Origin of the sequence: Okibacterium sp. HSC-33S16 (assembly GCF_024171565.1) — a bacterium.
In the GTDB taxonomy this organism is placed as follows: Bacteria; Actinomycetota; Actinomycetes; order Actinomycetales; family Microbacteriaceae; genus Mycetocola_A.
Genome location: NZ_JALJZZ010000005.1, coordinates 242,169 through 260,431, shown reverse-complemented (window position 1 = coordinate 260,431; position 18,263 = coordinate 242,169). Strand labels below are relative to the sequence as shown.

Below are 18,263 nucleotides of genomic sequence, written 5' to 3'. Positions count from 1 at the left end.
CGACGTTGTCGCTGCCGTAGTCCCAACCCTCTGTGGAGACTCCTCATGCACTCGATCGACCAGGCTGGCTACCTCTTTGCCGCGGCAGACTCATCGTCGGCGAGCTTCGCCGACGGCGTCGCCCAGTGGGCCATCTCCCTGATGGAGACACTCGGTCCGATCGGTGCCGGCCTTATCGTCTTTTTGGAGAATGTGTTCCCGCCCATTCCCAGCGAGGTAATCCTGCCCCTCGCCGGCTTCACAGCGAGCCAGGGCACATTCAGCGTCGTCGAGGCGATTGCCTGGACGACCCTCGGGTCCATCCTCGGCGCTTTTTTGCTCTACGGGCTCGGGAGATGGCTGGGTCATGACCGCACGGTGTGGCTCGCGGCACGCATTCCCTTCGTTGACCCTGACGACATCGTCCGAACCGTCGAGTGGTTCAACCGGCACGGCAAGGTGGCCGTCTTCTTCGGTCGAATGCTGCCAATCTTCAGGAGCCTGATCTCCATCCCCGCCGGCATCGAGAAGATGAACCTCGGTGTGTTCGGCGTGCTGACCGCCCTCGGGTCACTCATCTGGAACAGTATTTTTGTCATCGCTGGATTCCTTCTCGGCGAAAACTGGAGCGCGGTTTTGGAGTACGCCGACATCCTCAAGTACGTAGTGGTTGCGGGCGTCGCAGTGCTTGTTGTGTGGTGGGTGGTGCGTACCGTGCAGCGTTACCGTGCACGTCGGCGAGCCCTCGAGTCAGAGGACGTCAGGACACCAGTTGAATCAGGCCAAAGCCAGCGACGATAACACCGATGACCGCCAGCGCCGCGCCGGTGATGCGGTTGCCGTTCCGGGCCAGTACCTGTTGTAGACGGCGCATCCCGTCTCGTGTCTGCGCGCCGCCCAAAACGTAGACGAGGACGGGCGCTGCAAGACTGGCCGATGCGAGCACGGCGAAATACACCACGAGAACAGTGCCCTCCCAGAGCGAGCTCCCGGCACCGATGATCACCCCTGCTGCAAGAGCAGCGATGAAGTTTTTGGGCCGCAGGCCGCCGTATCCGATGCCGATCAGAAGAGCGCGAGTCGGCGTTAGTCCTGTGAAGAGCCGGGCCATGCGGGACGGCGACGCATCCGGGTCTCCGGTGGGTCGACGCCACACCACCAGCCCGCCGCCGGCCAATCCGATACCGACGACAAGGGTGATGACGGGCACCTCCGCCCAATCGACGACGATCTGCGGAAGTAGAAGTGCTGCGCCGGTGGCGGCGAACCCGCAGAGAACGACAACCGCGACCGCCCACCCCGTCGCGAGTGCGGCGGCGGTCCACTGGGTGCGATTGGTGAGGACAAGGAGCAACTGCCCCGTCACGGGCACGGGACTCAGGGTGATGACAAGAGAGAGACCCGTGATTTCGACAAGGTCGAGTGCGCTGATCATTGGAGTGAAGAGGTCAGGCGGGCCAGGCTGTCTCTAACCTTCTCGGAACGAGGTCGCCGAGACCACTCGTCCAGGGTCAGCCGAATACTGTTCTCCCGATAGCGGTCTTCGACGCGACGCAGCCGCTCAACAACGTCTCGCCCGTGTACGAGCATCGAGACCTCCGCGTTAAGGCTGAATGACCGGATGTCCATGTTGCTGGATCCGATCACCGCGACGTCATCGTCCACCGTGAAGTGCTTGGAATGCAGCACAGCGGGTGCACGGTAAAGATGAATCGCGACGCCCGCGGAGAGCAGCGACTCATAGTACGAGCGTTGAGCGTGGTAAACCAGTTTTTGATCACCGATCTCGGAAACAAAAAGCTCAACCGATAGTCCCCGTGCCGCCGCCGTCACCAAAGCAAGTTGAATCGATTCGTCGGGGACGAAGTAAGGACTGGTGATGCTGATCCGCCGCTCAGCCTTGTGGATGAGCGACGCGAAGAGCTTGAGGTTGTTGTCATTATCGAAACTTGGACCGCTCGGCACGGTTTGCAGTGCCACGTGTCCACCGGTGACCGCCGCTGGGACGAGTTCCAGAAGCTCACCCGACTCGGCATGCCAGTCCGTCAGGAAGACAGCATCGAGTTCCCGCGAGGCCGGGCCGACCACGCGAATCATCAACTCGACCCAGTGCAGCCCTCGACGGATGTTCTTAGGTTTGAGATAGCTGGCATCGATGAGGTTCTGCGAACCGGTGAAAGCGACGAGCCCATCCACCACCACGATCTTGCGGTGATTGCGAAGATCGGGTCGCTGCCATTGGCCCCGAAGCGGGCGAAGCGGAAGCATGGCCCGCCACTCGGCACCCATCTCAGCCAGCGCTCGCTCCGTCTCGCGCCGACGTGGGGAGAGAAAACCCGACAGGTGATCGGAGAGCACGCGCACCGTTACTCCTCGGGCGCACGCCCGAGCGAGGGCATCGAAGACACCCTGCGTCGACGAGTCGAGGACGAGGATGTAGAACTCGACGTGAACACGTGCGCTCGCCGCATCGATGGCCGAAATCATCGCGTCGAACGACTCGGTGTACCCCTTGAGAATGTCGACATCATTTCCTCCGACCATGGGAAAGGCGCCCAGCTCCCGATTCATCCGAACCACGGACGCCAGCCATTCCGGGTCACTGAGGGCATCGCCGGGGAGGGCGCTCGCCGACGTGTTCGTCATGAACCACTCGTTCATGCGTCGCTGCTGCGTCCGCCGCGAAGCCGGGAGTCGGTTGCTCCCCACGAAGAGGTAGGCGATCGCCCCGAGGAAGGGGACGAAAATGATGGTGAGAACCCAGGCGATGGCGGCCGACGGTCGTCGGTTCGTTGAGACAGCGACCGTCGCGAGGAACCCCAAAACAACGTGCGCCGCGACAAGGACGAGCGCGAGGGTTTCGCCCTGCTCGAGCGGTGTCATCGCAATCGCTGCCGTGGGACGACAACCTTTTTAATGATCAGAAGAACGGATGCTGTCGTGGGACATGCAATCAGCGCCCCGAGTAGCCCTAGGAGCGTGCCACCCACCATGGCACCGATGAGCACGAGAGAACCCGGAATGCTGATGGCTTTGCCAACAATCCGGGGAGTCAGCACGTACGCCTCGATTTGGACGTAAACCAGCATGGCGATTCCGACGAGGAGTGCTGCTGTCGGCGAGGTGAAGAGCGCAACGATCGTCACGATGCCCAGATTGATGACACTGCCGACGAGCGGGATGAGAGTGATGGGAAAGGCGAGTGCGGCGAGCACCGGCGCGAATTGCACACCGGCTACCGTCAGGAGGAGAAAGGTGAAGACAGCGTTGAAGGTCGCGAGAACCACCATGCCGCCGAGGTACTTGCCCACCGATTCCATGATGGTCTCGGCGATATCCATCACCGCGGGTCGGCGCGACAGCGGGACCAGGGTGTACAAGCCGGCCTTGATCGATTCCAGCCCGACGACGAAGTAGATGGTCAGGGCGATAACGAAGATCGCGCCGAATGTGCCGTTGAGCACCCCGGCGCCGAACTTCAGCGCACCACCGCCGATGGTCAACCAGACGTCGGGATCGCTCGCGCCTTCACTCAACCAGTTGACGAAGGGAACGAGCGCACCGCCGAACGCGTCGTTCGCGCCGGCAAACCATCGCTGGTCTTCGATGCGGTCGAACCCCTCGGGCAGGTAGGAGAACAGCTGGGATATCTGGCCGACGACGATCGGAACAACCAGCCAGGCGAGGAGCGCGAGAAGGAGGAGGAAGACCGCAATCACCGTGAGCATCGCACCGCCTCGAGACAGCCCGCGTTGCTCGAGCCACCGCACCGTTGGATAGAGGCCGAGGCATATGAAGAACGCGACGAAGATGAGCGTGAGCGCCGTGCTGAGGGACACCACGGCGGCTCCGAGCAGCAGGGCCAGAAGAACGCCGAGCGTCGCGATGAAGCCGAAGCGGAACGGGCCGCCGGCGAAGATCGCACTCATGGCGATGCCCCCGAACCGCGGCTCGGGTGTTGCGGGCAGTTCTTGCCCGGTGGAGCCTGGCGCGTGGCGGTCCATGCGGTCAGTATGGCTGTGCGGCCAAACGACCACAAGGTTTCCCTACGCCGAACGGCCCGGAAGCGAGCGCTGCCGGGCCGTTCGGAGGACGGTGCTACTTCTGCGTGCGGGCTTTCTCCTCGTCGAGGATGCGCTGGCCGGCCTTACGTTCGTTGATGCGGGTGTTCTCGGCGCGCACCTCAGCCTGGGTGGCGCGTTCGGTCACGAGCCACTGGGGCGGAGCCTCGAGCAGCGCGGTGATCTCGGCCGTCGTCAGCGCAGCGTCGTTCATCTCGGCTCGAGCCAGCCCGGAGACGGAGACACCCAGCTTGCGTGCGACCTCGCTGCGCGGGTGCGGCCCGTTTTTGCGCAGCTCGACGAGCCACTCCGGAGGTGAGCTGAGCAGCTCGTTGAGCTGCTCGCGGGTCACCGGGTTTGAGCGGAATTCTTCGGGAGTTGCCGGCAGGTAGACGCCCAGCTTCTTCGCGGCCGTCTCCGGCTTCATCGTTTGGGGAGTCTTGTTCGTTGCCATGTCTCCCAGCTTAACCGGCGGCGGACCGAGTGAAGCGCGGGAGGAAGCATCCGTAATACCCTAAACAGACCGCCGCGTGCCGATCTGGGGTGGGGAACGAAGAGGAACGATGGAAGCCGACCCGACGCCAGGACCCACGTTCACTATCGCTTTTGTCCCTGGAGTGACGCTCGCGAAGTGGTCGAAGGTCTGGCAGGAGCGCCGGCGGGACCTTCCGTTGGCATTCGCGCCGACGGCCGAGAGCGACGCCGTTCGTGTACTGCACGAGCGGACCGCCAACGTCAGTTTCGTACGATTGCCGGTGGATGACACCGACCTCAGCCTGATTCCGCTCTACAGCGAAGTACCGGTCGTGGTGCTGCCCAAGGATCATGAACTGTCGCTTCTGGCCGAGGTGGCCGTAGCGGACCTCGCCGACGAACACCTGCTGCAAGACCCGGACGAGGTGCCCGAGTGGCGCAACGTCGCCATCGAGGTGCGGGACGGAACGCGTCGTGCCGTGCCTGACTTGAGGTCGGTGGAAGACGCGGTCGAGCTCGTTGCGGCCGGCGTCGGCATTGTCATCGTTCCGCAGTCGGTGGCTCGGTTGTACAGCCGTAAGGACGTGATCGCCCGACCGGTCACCGATGTTGCGCAGTCTCGGATCGGGCTGGCCTGGCTGGCCGATGAGACGACGCCGGACATCGACGACTTCGTGGGCGTGGTGCGTGGGCGCACCGCTCACAGTTCGCGGAACCCGCAGGAGGAGCCCGAGAAGGCCCCGCCGAAGGAGCGCAAGCCGCAGCAGAAGCCGAAGGCCAAGCCGTTCACTCCGCGTCAGGGCCGCGCCCCGAAGAAACTCGGCAAGGGCCGCAACCGCGGACGCGGGCGCTCCTAGGACACTCAAGCCACCGTGGTGCCGAAGAGCAGCCCCAACAGGTAGGTGATGGCCGCGGCGCCGTAGCCGATGGCGAGCTGCCGCAGCGCACGCTTGAGCGGTGAAGCGCCGGAAAGCACCCCGACGACCGCTCCCGTAAGGAGCAAGACGATGCCGACGAGGACGGCCGCAACGGCCACGGCCGCGAGGCCGGTCATCCCGAACAGGTAGGGGAGAACCGGCACGATCGCACCTGAGGCGAAGAACAGGAAGCTCGAGAGCGCTGCGCCGCGGGCCGAACCGATCGAGTCATGTTCGTCACGCTGTGCGGACAGGCTGCCGGTGTCCAGGCCAACGTGGATGCACTCCAGGTTGTTGAGCACCTCGTGCGCGTGTTCCGCGGCCTGCTGGGGCGGCATGCCGCGCACGCGGTAGACGAGCTGAAGTTCGTTGGCGTTGACATCGAGCTGGGGAAGCACCTGTCGCGCGGTCGGGTCAGGAGCCGTTGAGTCGAGCAGCTCGCGTTGTGAACGAACCGAGACGAACTCCCCGGCAGCCATCGACAGTGCACCGGCGAGCAGGCCCGCGATCCCGGCCGCGAGCACCACTCCGGTGCCGACACCGGTCGCACTCATGCCGAGGACAAGAGCGAGGTTTGAGACAAGGCCGTCGTTGGCACCGAAGACCGCGGCGCGGAAGGTGCCGGACAGGTTGTTTCGACCGCGAGCCGCGAGACCGCGAACGATCTCGGTGTGCAGCCGCTCATCGGCGGCCATCGCGTCGGTGGCGTCAACGTCGGCCTCGTACGGCGACCGGGATTCGGTGCGCTGCATCAGGGCAAGCACGAAGACGGAACCGAAGCGCTTCGCGAAGAACCCAAGAAACCGGGTGCGCAGCGCCGTGCGGGTCGGGTCGTTGGCGTGTTCGCCGAGAAGATCAATCCAGTGCGCTTCGTGTCGGCGTTCCGCCTCGACAAGTCCAAGCAGGATCGCTCTCTCTTCACCGGTACGTCGGCTGGCGAGTTCGCCGTAGACCGACGCCTCTGCTCGTTCATCGGCGAGGTACTGTCGCCATCGTTTGATTTCGGCGCGAGTGGGTACGCGGGGGGACTCGGTCACTGTGCTGCTCCTGGATCGGATGACCGGCGAATCCTGGGTGCAGAAACTCCGGCCATCGTGAACGTGTGGCCGAAGGTCTCGCTCGCCCGCGGAGTGCGGGTGGGCTGCCGGGTCGAAAGACCAGTATGTCGACAGACCGCGTCGCCGTCTCTGGGATGAAAGCGGCGGTGGGAGCTACTCCCCTTCGCTGCAGCCAGTCTACCTCAGGTGCCTCTGGGCTCTCAGTTGCGACGGGTAGCCGCCGCGATCACCGCGTGCAGGGTGGAGCGCAGGTCGTCGAGCTCGTCACTCGACATGCCGAGTTCGGAAACGATGGTCGCAGGAATCGCTTCGGCGCGCGCCCGCAGCTGTCGCCCGGCCTGGGTCAGGGTGATGTCGAGTACCCGCTCGTCGACGCTCGACCGTTCGCGCCGCACGAGCCCGGCGGCTTCGAGTCGCTTCAGCAGCGGCGAGAGGGTCGCCGGCTCGAGCTGAAGGGCGAGGCCGAGGTCTTTCACCGAGCGCGGGTCCTGCTCCCACAGGGCAAGCATCACGAGGTACTGCGGATGGGTGAGGCCCAGCGGGTCCAGAACCGGTCGGTACAGGGACAGCACACTTCGGCTGGCGACGGCCAGTGCGAAGCAGACCTGGTTCTCGAGCGCGAGCAGGTTGGGAGCGCCACTCATCTCAACGTGTTCGTCCATCGTGGTCATGACTCTCCTCTCGGGTGGGCTCAACAACAATGTACACTAATAGTTATGGCACGAAGTAATAGGAAGCGGCCGACGATCAAGGAGTCGGGTGGCTTCACCAACTGGCTCAACAACTCGCTGCGGCCCTACATCGGCCCGCCTCCGCTCGGCCCGTACAACGAGGAGCCGCTCCCCCCATCGACCTCGTCTGCCTGTCCGCTCTGCGGCGCGCTGATGAGCGACCACAGGGTCGACCGCAGCGGCGTGCGCACGCAGTTGTACTGCCCGACGCCTGACGCGGAGCGCGCCGAAGCGTAGTATTCCCGCCATGGAGCATCCGCTGCTGTTCGAGAATGACGACCCCGTCGTCGATCGCGTGCGCACGATCTGTGCCGAGTACCCCGAGTTTGGCGAGAAAATGGCCTGGGGTCGACCGACGTTTCGCGCCGGCCAGAAACTCTTTGCGGTGATGGGCGCGTCGATGGACCGACCGCACACCCTGGTCTTCAAGCCTGACCCTGACGAGCGCCCGGCCCTGCTCCAGGACGATCGTTTCTTCGTGCCGAAGTACTTTGGTCCGGGCGGCTGGCTCGGCGTTGCCCTCGGAGGCGACACCACTGACTGGACGTTCATCGCTGAGCTCATCGACGAGTCCTACCGCCAAATTGCGTTGAAGCGTCAGATCGCGGCGCTCGATGATCGCCACTTGCGATAATTCACGTGCGAAAAACGGATGCCATCCCGCGTGCGTGCGGGATGGCATCCGTTTGTCTGACTGTTCAGATTTTTGTTACTCGTCGCCGGGGGTAACGAACCTGCCGAGGCCGCGCTCGAGTGACGCGTTCAGGCGGTCAATCTGTGCGGCGAAGGTCTCGAGCTCGGACAGTTCCCACTCCTGAAGAAGCGGCTGCATGATGGAGCGCTGCGTCGGGTTGATCGTGTTCATGCGGCGCGCTCCTTCGTCCGTCAGAACGAGGAAGCGCGCGCGGCCGTCTGACTTGTCTGTACGGGTTTCGACGAGGCCGAGGTCTTCGAGTTGCCGAATCTGCCGGCTCACCACGCTGCGATCGACCGCGAGCTGTTCGGCGGCGGCACTCGACTGGATGGAGCCGCAGCGTTCGATCAAGCGCAGCAACCGGAAGCTGGCCGGGGGAAGCGACGGGTCGATGGCGGCCGCTGCTTCCTTCAGGACGAAGTGAATCTTGCGCGACAGCGCACCCATGCTGGTTTCAACACTCACGATGGCGGCTGAGTGCCTGTCGCTACCTGGCGCGGGTTCTGTCGTCGTCACGGTCACTTCCTGGCTGTTCCCGCATCGGGGTTCTCGTTGGTAACCGCCGGGATGGAACCGGTCGGGTGAGCGCGGCCTACCGGGGGGAGGGCGACGCTCGCGGTTGAGACATCGATGAGCATATCGTTGGCGTCATCCCGATCGTGCACCTTGTCGGCCGGCTGCTTCTTGAGCTGGATAGCGTTCAGGGTGCCGAGCTTCGCGTTGGGGATGAAGCTCACGGCGATGAGAGTGACGAGCGTCAGCGGAACGGCGCAGAGGAAGACGAAGCCAACGCCTGAGCCGTATGCACTCTCGATCACAGTCTTGAGCACGTCGGGCAACTGGGAGATCTGCGGAATCGTGCCGCTGCCGAGGTATTTGCCGGCGAGCATCTGGTCGGCCGGTTCGAGCGCCGCGATGTTGTTTTTGATGTTCTGGGCGACCACGGTTCCGAGGATCGAGCCGAGCACCGAGACGCCGATCGTTCCGCCGAGGCTCCGGAAGAAGGTGACGGCACTCGTGGCGACACCGAGGTGGCGTACCTCGATGGAGTTCTGCACGACGAGCACGAGGTTCTGCATGAGCATGCCGATGCCCGCTCCGAGGATGGCCATGAAGATACCGACCAGGACGAACGGGGTGTCGTAGTGCAGCGTGCCGAGGAGTGCGGCGCCGATCACCGCGAGGACGGCGCCGGTGACCATGATCGCCTTCCAGTTTCCGCGGCGGCTGATGATGTTACCGAAAATCGTCGAGGAGATCAGGAGGCCGGCCATCATCGGAATGGTGAGCAGGCCAGACTCGGTCGGGGTGGCGCCGCGAGCGAGCTGCATGTACTGCGCCAGGAAGACCGAGGTGCCGAACATCGAGACACCGACCGAGATGCTCGCGACGACGGCGAGCGTGAAGGTGCGGTTCTTGAACATGGTGAGGGGGATGATCGGCTCAGGAGACTTGATCTCGACAATCACGGCAGCGACGAGAAGGATGATCGATCCACCCACCATGAGCAGGGTCGGTACGGACATCCACTCGAACTGCGAGCCCGCGAGCGATACCCAGATGAGCAGGAGTGAGACGCCGGCGGCGATCAGGAACGCGCCGAGGTAGTCAATGTGAACCTTGCGCTTCGGGTGCTTGGGCAAGTGGAGTGTCGACTGCAGCAGGATGATCGCGATGATGGCGATGGGCAGCGCGATGAAGAAGTTCCAGCGCCAGCCGAATGCGTCGGTAACGAGGCCGCCCAGGAGCGGACCACCGACGGTTCCGACAGCCATCACGCCACCGAAGAGGCCGGCATACTTTCCGCGGTCACGGGGACTGATGATGTCGGCCATGATGATCTGGCTGAGGGCAGCGAGGCCGCCACCGCCGATGCCCTGGAAGACACGGAACACAATGAGCGTGTTGGTGTCCTGCGAGAAGCCAGCTGCGGCGGAGCCGACCACGAAGAGGCCGAGGGCGAGCTGGATGAGGAGCTTACGGTTGAAGAGGTCCGCGAACTTCCCCCAGAGCGGGGTCGAGACTGTGGTGGCCAGGAGCGTCGAGGTCACGACCCAGGTGTACGCAGACTGGTCGCCCTTGAGCTCGGAAATGATAAGCGGAAGGGACGTCGCGACGACGGTTCCGGCGAGGATCGACACGAACATGCCCATCAGGAGTCCCGAAAGAGATTCGAGAACCTGGCGTTGGGTCATGCTGCCGTCGGGGGAAACCGTGGGTTTGGGGTGTTTTGAAGCTCGTGGCATGTGACTCCTGAAGTCGCGCTAAGGATCATTGACTATCGTCAACTATAACATTGACAAACGTCAACTATAAACCACGCTAAGGACTTTTGTCACATTCGCGCCCGAGGGGCCGATTGGCGCGAAGCCGTCTGGTCATGTAGTCTCTAATACGGCCTGCGGGGGAACATCGTTTCCCCAGGCCAAGCCCATGCGCCCGTAGCTCAACGGATAGAGCATCTGACTACGGATCAGAAGGTTGGGGGTTCGAATCCCTTCGGGCGCACGGTAAGCCCCGGAAAGACGCCGATTACGGTTGTCTCTCCGGGGCTTTTTCAGTGGCGTCCCACACTATCCCCGCAGTGTGATTTCGACTGCCCGCGAGCTGTCAGGGCGGGTGATGTGCCCTGCGGCGCCGAAGATGAAGCAGCCCGGTCCGCGCGCCGACTCGATACTGGCGCAGTCTGGGTGCACGACACCTCCTATCCATGGCTTTCGTGTTGCCCGTTGTGTTGGAGCCAGGGAGCCGTAAGTCTGGAGTCAGTGAGGGATCTCGACGCAAGGGAGGCCAGCGGTGGCGAAGCAGATGACCAAGAAAAAAATGACCTGGGCAGGAATGACCACAGGGCGGAAGGTTTTCACCATTGTCGTCGGAGTGGCACAATTCGTGTTTGCCGCTGCCGCGTGGAGAGACCTCGCAAGGAGACCGGCCGACACAGTCAACGGCCCGAAGGGCTTGTGGACGGCCATCATCGCAGTGAACTGGATCGGTCCGGCTGCCTACTTCATCAAGGGGCGTCGGCAGTAGAGTCGCCAGGTCGCCAGGTCGCCAGGTCGCCAGGTCGCCAGGTCGCCAGGTCGCCGGTGGGGCCCCTGGGGCGTAGTCGTTCATGGACACCGAATACCCACGGTGACGGCGGTTGTGAGTTCAGCGACTACGAGTGCGTCGATGCGGTTTCGGTGTGCGCCGCCATGATCGCTTCGGTCGTGAGCGTTCGGAGCACGGTTTCCTTGGCGACCCTGCGCAGTGTCGTTCCTTCTGCGTGCGCATAGTTTCGGAGTGCATCGAATGCTTCCGTCATGGTGAGGTCTTCGCGCTGTGCCAAAACACCCTTCGCCTGTTCGATGAGAACTCGCGTATCAAGGGCGAGGTGTAGTTGTTCGTCGACGAGATAGGGGCTGCGGAAGTTGCGCTCGTGCAGGATGCCGAGAACGGCCAGGTCGGCGAGGGCCTGGGCGATTCGTCCGTCTGCTTCTGAAACCTCGTGCACTTGTGAGCTCAACAGGTTCATCACGCCCATCACCTGGTCACGGAGCATCATGGGAACCGCGAAGGTGGAGCGGAATCCCTGTTCCTTGGCGGACGAGTGGAACTTGGGCCATTTGTCGGCGACAGTGTCGATGTCCGTGATCGCGACGTGAGCGGCTGTCTCGAAGCACTCAATGCATGGCCCCTCGCCCGCAGCCACGATGATCGTCTCCACGATCTCGGCCTCTTCGCTCGTCGAGGCCACGAGTTCAAGGTCGCCCGTCGGGTCGGCCAGCAGGATGCCACCAGCTTCCATGCCGAGAACCTCGGCGGAGGAGTGGAGCAGAGTCGAGAGAAGGTCGATAACGTCGTACTCACTCATCAGGGCATCGGTCATCGATACGAACGCTGTACTGACTTTCTGCTCCCGAGATTGTCCGCTCATCACGTCTCCATCGCTCATACGATCAATCCTCCACACTCGAAAAGTTGAGGCGGCGATTGACGACGTCCCGGGCAACATCACGAAGGCTGAGCCCTTGTGAGAAAGCGTACGCGCGCATGCGGGCCAGCGCTTCCGTCGCATCAATATCGAGTTGGGCCAGCATCATGCCGGTCGCTTGGTGGACTTCCCGGCGCATTTCAATCGGGGTGCCCTCGCGGCTCTTTTCGTCGCCTGCAAGCGAGATGGCTTGCCGAAGCGCTGGGGCCGAGACGGCTCGGGCCAGCGCTGCACCCACTTCTACGGAATCGTCATCGAGTGGGCCCGCGGTGGTTCGATAGCACAGCACTGTCCCGACGCAGGCGGCGCCGAGGATCAGTGGAAAGACGAAAATCGCGTTGACATTGAGCTCAGATGCCTGAGAGAGAAAGAAAGGCCAGCGGTCCTCGTCGCTCACTGACGGGATGAGCACCGGTCGCATCGTCGTGAAACACTCGAAAAGCGGCCCGGCCCCCAGGTCGAAATGCGCTTCCTCGAGGCGACCGGCTGTGGCATCGCTGATGTGAATGACTGATGCTTTTTTCTCGCGATCGAGAACGGCGAGGGCGACCCCTGTGATGGGCAACAGTTCAAGAAATGGTGCCGTCAGCTTCTGGCCAATTCCGGTGTCGGCCTCGGTCGCGCTCACCGCCAACCGCCCGTACCGCGCGACGCGCGACGCGCGATGACGTCGACGATTTTCATGCGCCAAGTCTAGGTTCCGCAGACTTTTCGCGATATCCCTTGACCTCGGCTCTGGCGGAATGCGCATCGTCGAGCTAATATTCACTGTGTGAACAGATGTTCATGAAGTGAACGGATGAAGACATGATCTCGAAATTAGTACCCGGACTTGAGGATGCTGTCGCGGGAATCCCTGACGGCGCCGTGGTGATGATCGGAGGCTTTGGTCGAGCCGGGCAGCCGGTCGAACTGATTGACGCCCTGCTGGCACAGGGTGCTCGAGACCTCACCGTCATCAATAACAATGCGGGCAACGGCGACACCGGCCTTGCGGCACTTCTTGCTGCCGGCCGCGTCCGCAAGATGATCTGCTCGTTCCCTCGCCAAAGCGACTCCCACGTGTTCGACGGGCTCTATCGCGCAGGAACGGTTGAGCTTGAGCTCGTTCCCCAGGGCAACCTCGCGGAACGCATCCGCGCGGCGGGCGCGGGCATCGGCGCATTCTTCACTCCAACGGGATTCGGAACAGCGCTCGCCGATGGTAAGGAAACCCGGGAGATCAACGGCAGAAACTACGTCCTGGAGTACGCACTTCCCGCAGATGTTGCGCTCGTCAGCGCGCTGGCCGGCGACCGCTGGGGCAACCTCGTCTATCGGAAGACCGCGCGCAACTTCGGTCCGATCATGGCGGCTGCAGCGACCACAACGGTGGTGCAGGTTGACGAGGTCGTCGAGCTGGGTGTTCTCGACCCGGAGTCCGTCGTCACCCCAGGGCTCTACGTCGACAGGATCGTTGCGGTCGGCGAACGGGCATGGCTGCGGGGCGGCGAATTCGTCGGTGCGGCATCGATCGAAGGGAACGCATCATGACCACACGAATGACGAGGGACGACCTCGCCGCACGCGTCGCCCGCGATATCCCCGAGGGTGCTGTCATGAACCTCGGGATTGGGGCACCGACGCGCGTCGCCAACTTCCTGCCGGAAGATCTCGAGGTGATCCTGCACACCGAGAACGGCATGCTCGGGATGGGTCCTGAGCCGCAGCCAGGCGAGATCGACCCCGACCTCATCAACGCCGGCAAGCAGCCCGTGACCGAACGCCCGGGTGCGGCGTACTTCCACCACGCCGACTCCTTCGCCATGATGCGCGGCGGCCACCTCGACGTGTGCATCCTTGGCGCATTTCAGGTGTCTGAACGCGGAGACCTGGCCAACTGGTCGACCGGCGCACCGGATTCCATTCCGGCGGTTGGCGGCGCCATGGATCTCGCGATCGGCGCGAAGCAGGTCTACGTCATGACCGACCTGCTCACCCGATCGGGCGAGTCAAAGCTCGTGCGCGATTGCAGCTATCCGCTCACCGGTGTCGGCTGTGTTAACAGGATCTACACGGATCACGCCATCTTCGACGTGACCCCGACCGGCCTTGCCGTCACCGAACTTTTCGGCGACAACACCATCAACGAGCTTCGTGACCTCACTGGCCTGGAGCTCGCCGACCGGACCTCGACCACCGTTTCGACCAAGGAGCTCACATGACCGGCAGTTTCATCTACGACGCCGTACGGACTCCGTTCGGACGATACGGAAAAGGGCTGGCAAGCATCCGTCCGGACGACTTGGCCGGTTCGACCCTGTCTGCACTGGTGCAGCGGCACCCCGACCTCGACCCGTCGCGCATCGACGAGGTTCTGCTCGGTGACGCCAACCAGGCGGGAGAAGACAATCGCAATGTGGCCAGGATGGCCGTCCTCCTGGCCGGGCTGCCGACATCCGTTCCCGGGGCCACGGTCAACCGTCTCTGTGGCTCCAGCGTGGAGAGCGTGATCCAGGCCAGCCGCGCCGTGGAGACCGGAGACGCCGACCTCGTTGTGGCCGGTGGCGTTGAGTCGATGAGTCGCGCCCCATGGGTGATGCTCAAACCGTCGAAGCCATACCCGGCCGGGCACGAGACGATGCACTCGTCGACTCTCGGCTGGCGCATGGTGAACCCGCAGATGCCCGACCGCTGGACGGTGTCGCTCGGTGAGACCGCGGAAATGCTGGCCGAGCGCTTCTCGATCAGCCGTGACGACCAGGACGCATTCGCCATGAACAGCCACCGCGCCGCCGCTGCCGCGTGGGCCGACGGGATGTACGACGGCGAAATCGTTCAGGTTCCCGGCGCGGCCCTCGCTCGCGATGAGGGTATCCGCGACGACACCTCACTCGAGTCGCTCGCCCCGTTGAAGCCCGCGTTCCGCGAGAACGGAACCGTCACCGCCGGCAACTCCTCACCGCTCAGCGACGGCTCGTCCATGCTTTTCATCGGTGGCGAGAACGCGCCGCTCGACGCTGAGCCACTCGCCCGCATCATCGGGCGCGGTGTGAGCGGCAATGACCCTGACACGTTCGGCATCGCGCCGGTCGAGGCCGCCAACCGGGCGCTCGCCCGCGCCGGCAAGACCTGGGCAGACGTCGACGTGGTCGAGCTCAACGAAGCCTTTGCCTCGCAGAGCCTCGCCTGCCTGAACCTCTGGCCCGAACTCGATCCGGACAAGGTCAACATTCACGGCGGAGCGATCGCCATCGGCCACCCCCTTGGAGCATCCGGCGGCCGCATCATCGGCCACCTCGCCCACGAGCTCAAGCGGCGCGGCGGTGGCGTCGGCGTTGCGGCGATCTGCATCGGCGTCGGCCAGGGCCTCGCCGTCGTGCTCGAACGATAGCGTTGGGGTCATGATCGACGACCCCGAGCCCAGCGGCCAGTACGTCCAGTCGCTGGCCCGAGGGCTCGGAGTTATCCGCGCCTTCGGTCACGACCGCCCGAGCATGACGCTCAGCGAGATCGCCGACGTCACCGGCCTCAGCCGCGCGACCGCTCGCCGATTTTTGCTCACCCTGGCCGAGCTCGGTTACGTGCGCGCCGACGGTCGCCTGTTCGAACTCACCCCACGGGTCCTCGAACTCGGCTTCTCGTATCTGTCCGGCCTCGGACTGCCCGACATCGCCAGGCCCCGCCTGGAGTCGCTGTCGCGGCAGCTGAACGAATCAGCCTCGGCATCGGTGCTCGACGGTGGCGACATCGTCTACATCGCCCGGGCCGCCGCCCGCCGCATCATGACCGTATCGATCTCTGTCGGCACCCGGTTTCCGGCGCACGCCACCTCGATGGGCCGGGTGCTGCTGGCCGGTCTCACCGACGCCGCGCTCGATGAGTACCTGGCGTCGATCGACCGGGAACCGCTCACCGAGCGCACCGTCGTCAACTCTGCGGATCTGCGCGCGACCCTCACTGAGGTGCGCGAGCAGGGCTGGGCGCTCGTCGACCAGGAGCTGGAGCCCGGCCTGCGCTCTCTCGCCGCCCCGCTTCACAACACAACGGGCGACGTCGTCGCGGCGATCAACGTGTCGACCTCCACATCGACCGCGAGCCTCGAGCGCATGTCCGAGGAGTACCTGCCGGCGCTTCTGGCCGCAGCGGCCGATATCAGCGGGACCATCGCGCACCTCTGACCGGCCATTTTCTTCACGAACGGATGCCGCCGCGCTCGCAGCGAGGCGGCATCCGTTCTCAGATCGTCTTGACAATTTCGCAAGACAACGTGTAAACCTAATGGACACGCAATCAAGCTGTCCGTGCCGAGTTCGCCGAGGAACCCCCTCTGCTCCCGGGGGCTGCTTGCAACCGCGGATCGCCGAAGGTGGCGGCCGCCGAACGAAAGAGTGGGCCAATGACGGCTACAACACCCGCTTCCGGCACCACGGTTTTCACGTTGCTCGGCCCGATCGCTGCGGAGGACCTCGGTGTGGTGTCGGTGCATGAGGCGCTGCTCTCGGTTGTTCCCGGTGCGCAGTACGCGCCGGACATTTCGATGGACCGGGCTGAGATCTTTGAGGTTCTCGCCGAGAAGTTACGCGAGTTTCGTGCGTCCGGCGGTCAGACGATCGTCGACAGCACCGGCATGTCTCACGGCCGCGACCTGGCCCTGTACGAGACGCTGTCGCGATCGACCGGCGTCACCATCATCGCGTCGACCGGCATGGGCCCTGAAGAGATGCTCGGTGGCTATTTCCTCACGCCGCAGACCAACCCGCCGACGCCCTGGCCCGCCGAAAAGTTCGCCGATCTCTTCACGAAGGAGATCACCGAGGGCATGGTTGTGCCCCGGGTGGAGCGCCGGGCAGCAGCCGGACTGGTCACAACGACCGCCGCGCGCGACGGCATGACGCCGACGGAGGAGAGCCTCTTCCGCGGTGCGGCGCGGACGGCCCTCGCCACCGGTGTTGCCGTGTCGATCCGGTACGGCGCTGATGCGCTGCATGACCTCGACATCGTGCTCGACGAGAACCTCCCCGCGGAACGGGTGCTCGTCGGCGGGCTCGACCGGACAGAGGCTGTTGCGGCCGGAGCGGCAACCGAAGTGGCGCGCCGGGGTGCCTACGTCGGCATCGATCATGTCGGGCGAAACACCGATGACAGTGTGGTGACCGACGACGAGCGGGCCGAGCTCGTGCTCGACCTCGTGAAGGCCGGGTTCGCAGACCGCATCCTTCTCTCGAGCAACGCGATCGGCGTCGCCAAGGGGCAGCCCGACGACGACCTGCCGTTCAGCTACCTGCTGACGACGTTCGTGCCGAAGCTCCGGTCACTCGGGCTCGGCGAGGATGACGTGCAGCGCATCCTCGTTGACAACCCGCGCAACCTCCTCACGGTGCGCTGAGCGCATCCCCTTTCTTTTCGCCCTCTTTCGTTAGGTGACACAGTTGTCAAAGGTAAACACGGTACTGGGAACGATCCCCGCCGAAGAACTCGGCCTCGTGGCTATTCACGAGCACATCGGATACGGCATGCCGGGCAGTGAGCTCGACACCAAATGGTGGAAGACCCCCGAGCAGCGGTACGAGGAGACCGTGCCTAAACTGCGGAAATTCCACGAGTACGGCGGCGGAACGTTTGTCGATGCAACCGGCATCTGCAACGGTCGCGATGTCGACTACTACAAGTCACTCTCCGCCAAGACCGGCGTGAACATCGTCGCCTGCACCGGATTCGTCGGCGGAGACACCGCGCTGCCGCACTTCGCCCGGGCGTCGGTCGACTACCTGGCCGAGGTCTTCACCCACGAGATCACGGTGGGCATCGGCACCACCGGCAGCAAAGCCGGCGTGATCAAGGTGGGCGTGAGCCGGGGTGGTCGCATGACCGATCTCGACAAGCGCATCTACCGGGCAGCTGCTCGAACGTCGGTGAACACCGGCGCACCGGTGCTGACCCACCTGGCGATCGACGCCGAGAACGCGATCAGCATCTTTGAGGAGGAGGGACTTCCGCTTGACCGGGTGCTCTTCGGTCACGTCGATGACGGCGTCAACGCCGAGAAGACCCGTGACACCTGGATCGCCGAACAGGGCGGCCGGGTCGGATTCGACACCTTTGGCTACGAGACCGAGCTCGAGGACCCGCCATTCTGGGCGCGTCCCCGCCAGGAACGCCTCGACCACTTCCTCCGGTTCCTCGCCGCAGGACACCTCGATAAGGCTCTCGCCGGAGCCGACGCCAACTGCAGCCCGCTCGGCTGGCCCGGAGTGAAGGGCCACACCGTCAACTACATCTTCGAGGACCTCATCCCCGACCTGCAGAAGTCCGGCCTAGATGAGGCCACCATTCGCACGATCTTCGTCGAGAACCCCGCACAATTCCTCTCCCTCGCGGTCTAACCCGCATATCC

General features: G+C 63.9%; 21 protein-coding genes and 1 tRNA gene. 12 read left to right on the top strand and 10 right to left on the bottom strand.

The window, feature by feature from the left end:
* Positions 1-45: 45 nt before the first annotated feature.
* Complete coding sequence (locus tag L1277_RS13030) at positions 46-780, top strand: DedA family protein (RefSeq protein WP_253376933.1); 735 nt, start codon at positions 46-48, stop codon at positions 778-780.
* Here L1277_RS13030 and L1277_RS13025 read toward each other — a convergent pair.
* The 4 genes from L1277_RS13025 to L1277_RS13010 form a co-directional block, all read right to left on the bottom strand.
* Positions 740-1,414 carry a GAP family protein gene (locus L1277_RS13025; protein ID WP_253376931.1) on the bottom strand — a complete coding sequence of 225 codons (675 nt, stop codon included), beginning with the start codon at positions 1,412-1,414 and terminating at the stop codon, positions 740-742. The two genes, L1277_RS13030 and L1277_RS13025, sit on opposite strands and share 41 nt — an antisense overlap.
* Positions 1,411-2,862 (bottom strand): cardiolipin synthase, encoded by a 1,452-nt coding sequence (gene cls, locus L1277_RS13020; RefSeq protein WP_253376929.1) that lies wholly within the window; start codon positions 2,860-2,862, stop codon positions 1,411-1,413. Before cls ends, L1277_RS13025 begins: the two co-directional genes overlap by 4 nt.
* Complete coding sequence (locus L1277_RS13015) at positions 2,859-3,983, bottom strand: AI-2E family transporter (protein ID WP_253376928.1); 1,125 nt, start codon at positions 3,981-3,983, stop codon at positions 2,859-2,861. Before L1277_RS13015 ends, cls begins: the two co-directional genes overlap by 4 nt.
* Before the next feature lie 94 nt (positions 3,984-4,077).
* On the bottom strand, positions 4,078-4,494 hold the full coding sequence (locus L1277_RS13010; protein ID WP_253376927.1) for a DUF5997 family protein: 417 nt from the start codon (positions 4,492-4,494) through the stop codon (positions 4,078-4,080).
* A gap of 109 nt (positions 4,495-4,603) precedes the next feature.
* Between L1277_RS13010 and L1277_RS13005 the strand changes: the two genes are divergently transcribed.
* Entirely contained in the window at positions 4,604-5,371 is a 768-nt protein-coding gene (locus tag L1277_RS13005) for a LysR family substrate-binding domain-containing protein (RefSeq protein WP_253376926.1), read from the top strand.
* Positions 5,372-5,376: 5 nt separating this feature from the next.
* On the opposite strand, the gene L1277_RS13000 is transcribed toward L1277_RS13005, so the two are convergent.
* Positions 5,377-6,468, bottom strand: coding sequence for a VIT1/CCC1 transporter family protein (locus tag L1277_RS13000; protein ID WP_253376925.1), 1,092 nt, complete (start codon positions 6,466-6,468; stop codon positions 5,377-5,379).
* Positions 6,469-6,689: 221 nt separating this feature from the next.
* Positions 6,690-7,160: a MarR family winged helix-turn-helix transcriptional regulator gene (locus L1277_RS12995; RefSeq protein ID WP_253376924.1), complete on the bottom strand. Its 471-nt coding sequence runs from the start codon at positions 7,158-7,160 to the stop codon at positions 6,690-6,692.
* Positions 7,161-7,205: 45 nt separating this feature from the next.
* Between L1277_RS12995 and L1277_RS12990 the strand changes: the two genes are divergently transcribed.
* Both L1277_RS12990 and L1277_RS12985 read left to right on the top strand, forming a co-directional pair.
* The gene (locus L1277_RS12990; protein WP_253376922.1) at positions 7,206-7,457 is read left to right on the top strand and encodes a hypothetical protein; all 252 of its coding nucleotides are present in this window, start codon (positions 7,206-7,208) and stop codon (positions 7,455-7,457) included.
* A 10-nt stretch (positions 7,458-7,467) separates the two neighbouring features.
* On the top strand, positions 7,468-7,854 hold the full coding sequence (locus tag L1277_RS12985) for an MmcQ/YjbR family DNA-binding protein (protein ID WP_253376920.1): 387 nt from the start codon (positions 7,468-7,470) through the stop codon (positions 7,852-7,854).
* A 75-nt stretch (positions 7,855-7,929) separates the two neighbouring features.
* Here the strand turns inward: L1277_RS12985 and L1277_RS12980 are convergent, their stop codons facing one another.
* Both L1277_RS12980 and L1277_RS12975 read right to left on the bottom strand, forming a co-directional pair.
* Positions 7,930-8,430, bottom strand: a complete 501-nt coding sequence (locus tag L1277_RS12980) for a MarR family transcriptional regulator (protein ID WP_253376918.1) — start codon at positions 8,428-8,430, stop codon at positions 7,930-7,932.
* 2 nt (positions 8,431-8,432) lie between these two features.
* Positions 8,433-10,160, bottom strand: coding sequence for an MDR family MFS transporter (locus L1277_RS12975; protein WP_253376916.1), 1,728 nt, complete (start codon positions 10,158-10,160; stop codon positions 8,433-8,435).
* A 189-nt stretch (positions 10,161-10,349) separates the two neighbouring features.
* Here L1277_RS12975 and L1277_RS12970 point away from each other — a divergent pair.
* Both L1277_RS12970 and L1277_RS12965 read left to right on the top strand, forming a co-directional pair.
* Positions 10,350-10,422, top strand: a tRNA-Arg gene (locus L1277_RS12970).
* Between the two features lie 300 nt (positions 10,423-10,722).
* Positions 10,723-10,944: a PLDc N-terminal domain-containing protein gene (locus L1277_RS12965; RefSeq protein ID WP_253376915.1), complete on the top strand. Its 222-nt coding sequence runs from the start codon at positions 10,723-10,725 to the stop codon at positions 10,942-10,944.
* 127 nt (positions 10,945-11,071) lie between these two features.
* Here L1277_RS12965 and L1277_RS12960 read toward each other — a convergent pair whose 3' ends face one another.
* Together L1277_RS12960 and L1277_RS12955 are read right to left on the bottom strand one after the other, a co-directional pair.
* On the bottom strand, positions 11,072-11,848 hold the full coding sequence (locus tag L1277_RS12960) for a GAF and ANTAR domain-containing protein (protein ID WP_253376914.1): 777 nt from the start codon (positions 11,846-11,848) through the stop codon (positions 11,072-11,074).
* Between the two features lie 4 nt (positions 11,849-11,852).
* Positions 11,853-12,638, bottom strand: coding sequence for a GAF and ANTAR domain-containing protein (locus L1277_RS12955; protein ID WP_253376913.1), 786 nt, complete (start codon positions 12,636-12,638; stop codon positions 11,853-11,855).
* 56 nt (positions 12,639-12,694) lie between these two features.
* On the opposite strand from L1277_RS12955, the gene L1277_RS12950 reads away from it, so the two are divergent.
* The 6 genes from L1277_RS12950 to L1277_RS12925 all read left to right on the top strand — a co-directional run bounded on the left by L1277_RS12950 (position 12,695) and on the right by L1277_RS12925 (position 18,252).
* A complete protein-coding gene (locus tag L1277_RS12950) occupies positions 12,695-13,420 on the top strand; it encodes a 3-oxoacid CoA-transferase subunit A (RefSeq protein ID WP_253376912.1) in 726 nt (241 codons plus the stop codon).
* Positions 13,417-14,091 (top strand): 3-oxoacid CoA-transferase subunit B, encoded by a 675-nt coding sequence (locus L1277_RS12945; protein WP_256481684.1) that lies wholly within the window; start codon positions 13,417-13,419, stop codon positions 14,089-14,091. The genes L1277_RS12950 and L1277_RS12945 overlap by 4 nt, the downstream gene beginning before the upstream one ends.
* Positions 14,088-15,260 (top strand): thiolase family protein, encoded by a 1,173-nt coding sequence (locus L1277_RS12940; protein ID WP_253376911.1) that lies wholly within the window; start codon positions 14,088-14,090, stop codon positions 15,258-15,260. The genes L1277_RS12945 and L1277_RS12940 overlap by 4 nt, the downstream gene beginning before the upstream one ends.
* A 10-nt stretch (positions 15,261-15,270) precedes the next feature.
* On the top strand, positions 15,271-16,047 hold the full coding sequence (locus tag L1277_RS12935) for an IclR family transcriptional regulator C-terminal domain-containing protein (protein ID WP_253376910.1): 777 nt from the start codon (positions 15,271-15,273) through the stop codon (positions 16,045-16,047).
* Between the two features lie 218 nt (positions 16,048-16,265).
* Positions 16,266-17,255 (top strand): phosphotriesterase, encoded by a 990-nt coding sequence (locus L1277_RS12930; protein WP_253376909.1) that lies wholly within the window; start codon positions 16,266-16,268, stop codon positions 17,253-17,255.
* Between the two features lie 34 nt (positions 17,256-17,289).
* On the top strand, positions 17,290-18,252 hold the full coding sequence (locus L1277_RS12925; protein ID WP_253376908.1) for a phosphotriesterase: 963 nt from the start codon (positions 17,290-17,292) through the stop codon (positions 18,250-18,252).
* The last annotated feature ends 11 nt before the right edge of the window (positions 18,253-18,263 follow it).

Bases quoted from the DNA above. Each gene is read 5' to 3' on its own strand.
- L1277_RS13030 (WP_253376933.1), top strand. From the start codon at position 46: ATGCACTCGATCGACCAGGCTGGCTACCTCTTTGCCGCGGCAGACTCA.
- L1277_RS13025 (WP_253376931.1), bottom strand. From the start codon at position 1,414: ATGATCAGCGCACTCGACCTTGTCGAAATCACGGGTCTCTCTCTTGTC.
- cls (WP_253376929.1), bottom strand. From the start codon at position 2,862: ATGACACCGCTCGAGCAGGGCGAAACCCTCGCGCTCGTCCTTGTCGCG.
- L1277_RS13015 (WP_253376928.1), bottom strand. From the start codon at position 3,983: ATGGACCGCCACGCGCCAGGCTCCACCGGGCAAGAACTGCCCGCAACA.
- L1277_RS13010 (WP_253376927.1), bottom strand. From the start codon at position 4,494: ATGGCAACGAACAAGACTCCCCAAACGATGAAGCCGGAGACGGCCGCG.
- L1277_RS13005 (WP_253376926.1), top strand. From the start codon at position 4,604: ATGGAAGCCGACCCGACGCCAGGACCCACGTTCACTATCGCTTTTGTC.
- L1277_RS12995 (WP_253376924.1), bottom strand. From the start codon at position 7,160: ATGACCACGATGGACGAACACGTTGAGATGAGTGGCGCTCCCAACCTG.
- L1277_RS12990 (WP_253376922.1), top strand. From the start codon at position 7,206: ATGGCACGAAGTAATAGGAAGCGGCCGACGATCAAGGAGTCGGGTGGC.
- L1277_RS12985 (WP_253376920.1), top strand. From the start codon at position 7,468: ATGGAGCATCCGCTGCTGTTCGAGAATGACGACCCCGTCGTCGATCGC.
- L1277_RS12975 (WP_253376916.1), bottom strand. From the start codon at position 10,160: ATGCCACGAGCTTCAAAACACCCCAAACCCACGGTTTCCCCCGACGGC.
- L1277_RS12965 (WP_253376915.1), top strand. From the start codon at position 10,723: ATGACCAAGAAAAAAATGACCTGGGCAGGAATGACCACAGGGCGGAAG.
- L1277_RS12960 (WP_253376914.1), bottom strand. From the start codon at position 11,848: ATGAGCGATGGAGACGTGATGAGCGGACAATCTCGGGAGCAGAAAGTC.
- L1277_RS12955 (WP_253376913.1), bottom strand. From the start codon at position 12,638: ATGCGCATTCCGCCAGAGCCGAGGTCAAGGGATATCGCGAAAAGTCTG.
- L1277_RS12950 (WP_253376912.1), top strand. From the start codon at position 12,695: ATGATCTCGAAATTAGTACCCGGACTTGAGGATGCTGTCGCGGGAATC.
- L1277_RS12945 (WP_256481684.1), top strand. From the start codon at position 13,417: ATGACCACACGAATGACGAGGGACGACCTCGCCGCACGCGTCGCCCGC.
- L1277_RS12940 (WP_253376911.1), top strand. From the start codon at position 14,088: ATGACCGGCAGTTTCATCTACGACGCCGTACGGACTCCGTTCGGACGA.
- L1277_RS12935 (WP_253376910.1), top strand. From the start codon at position 15,271: ATGATCGACGACCCCGAGCCCAGCGGCCAGTACGTCCAGTCGCTGGCC.
- L1277_RS12930 (WP_253376909.1), top strand. From the start codon at position 16,266: ATGACGGCTACAACACCCGCTTCCGGCACCACGGTTTTCACGTTGCTC.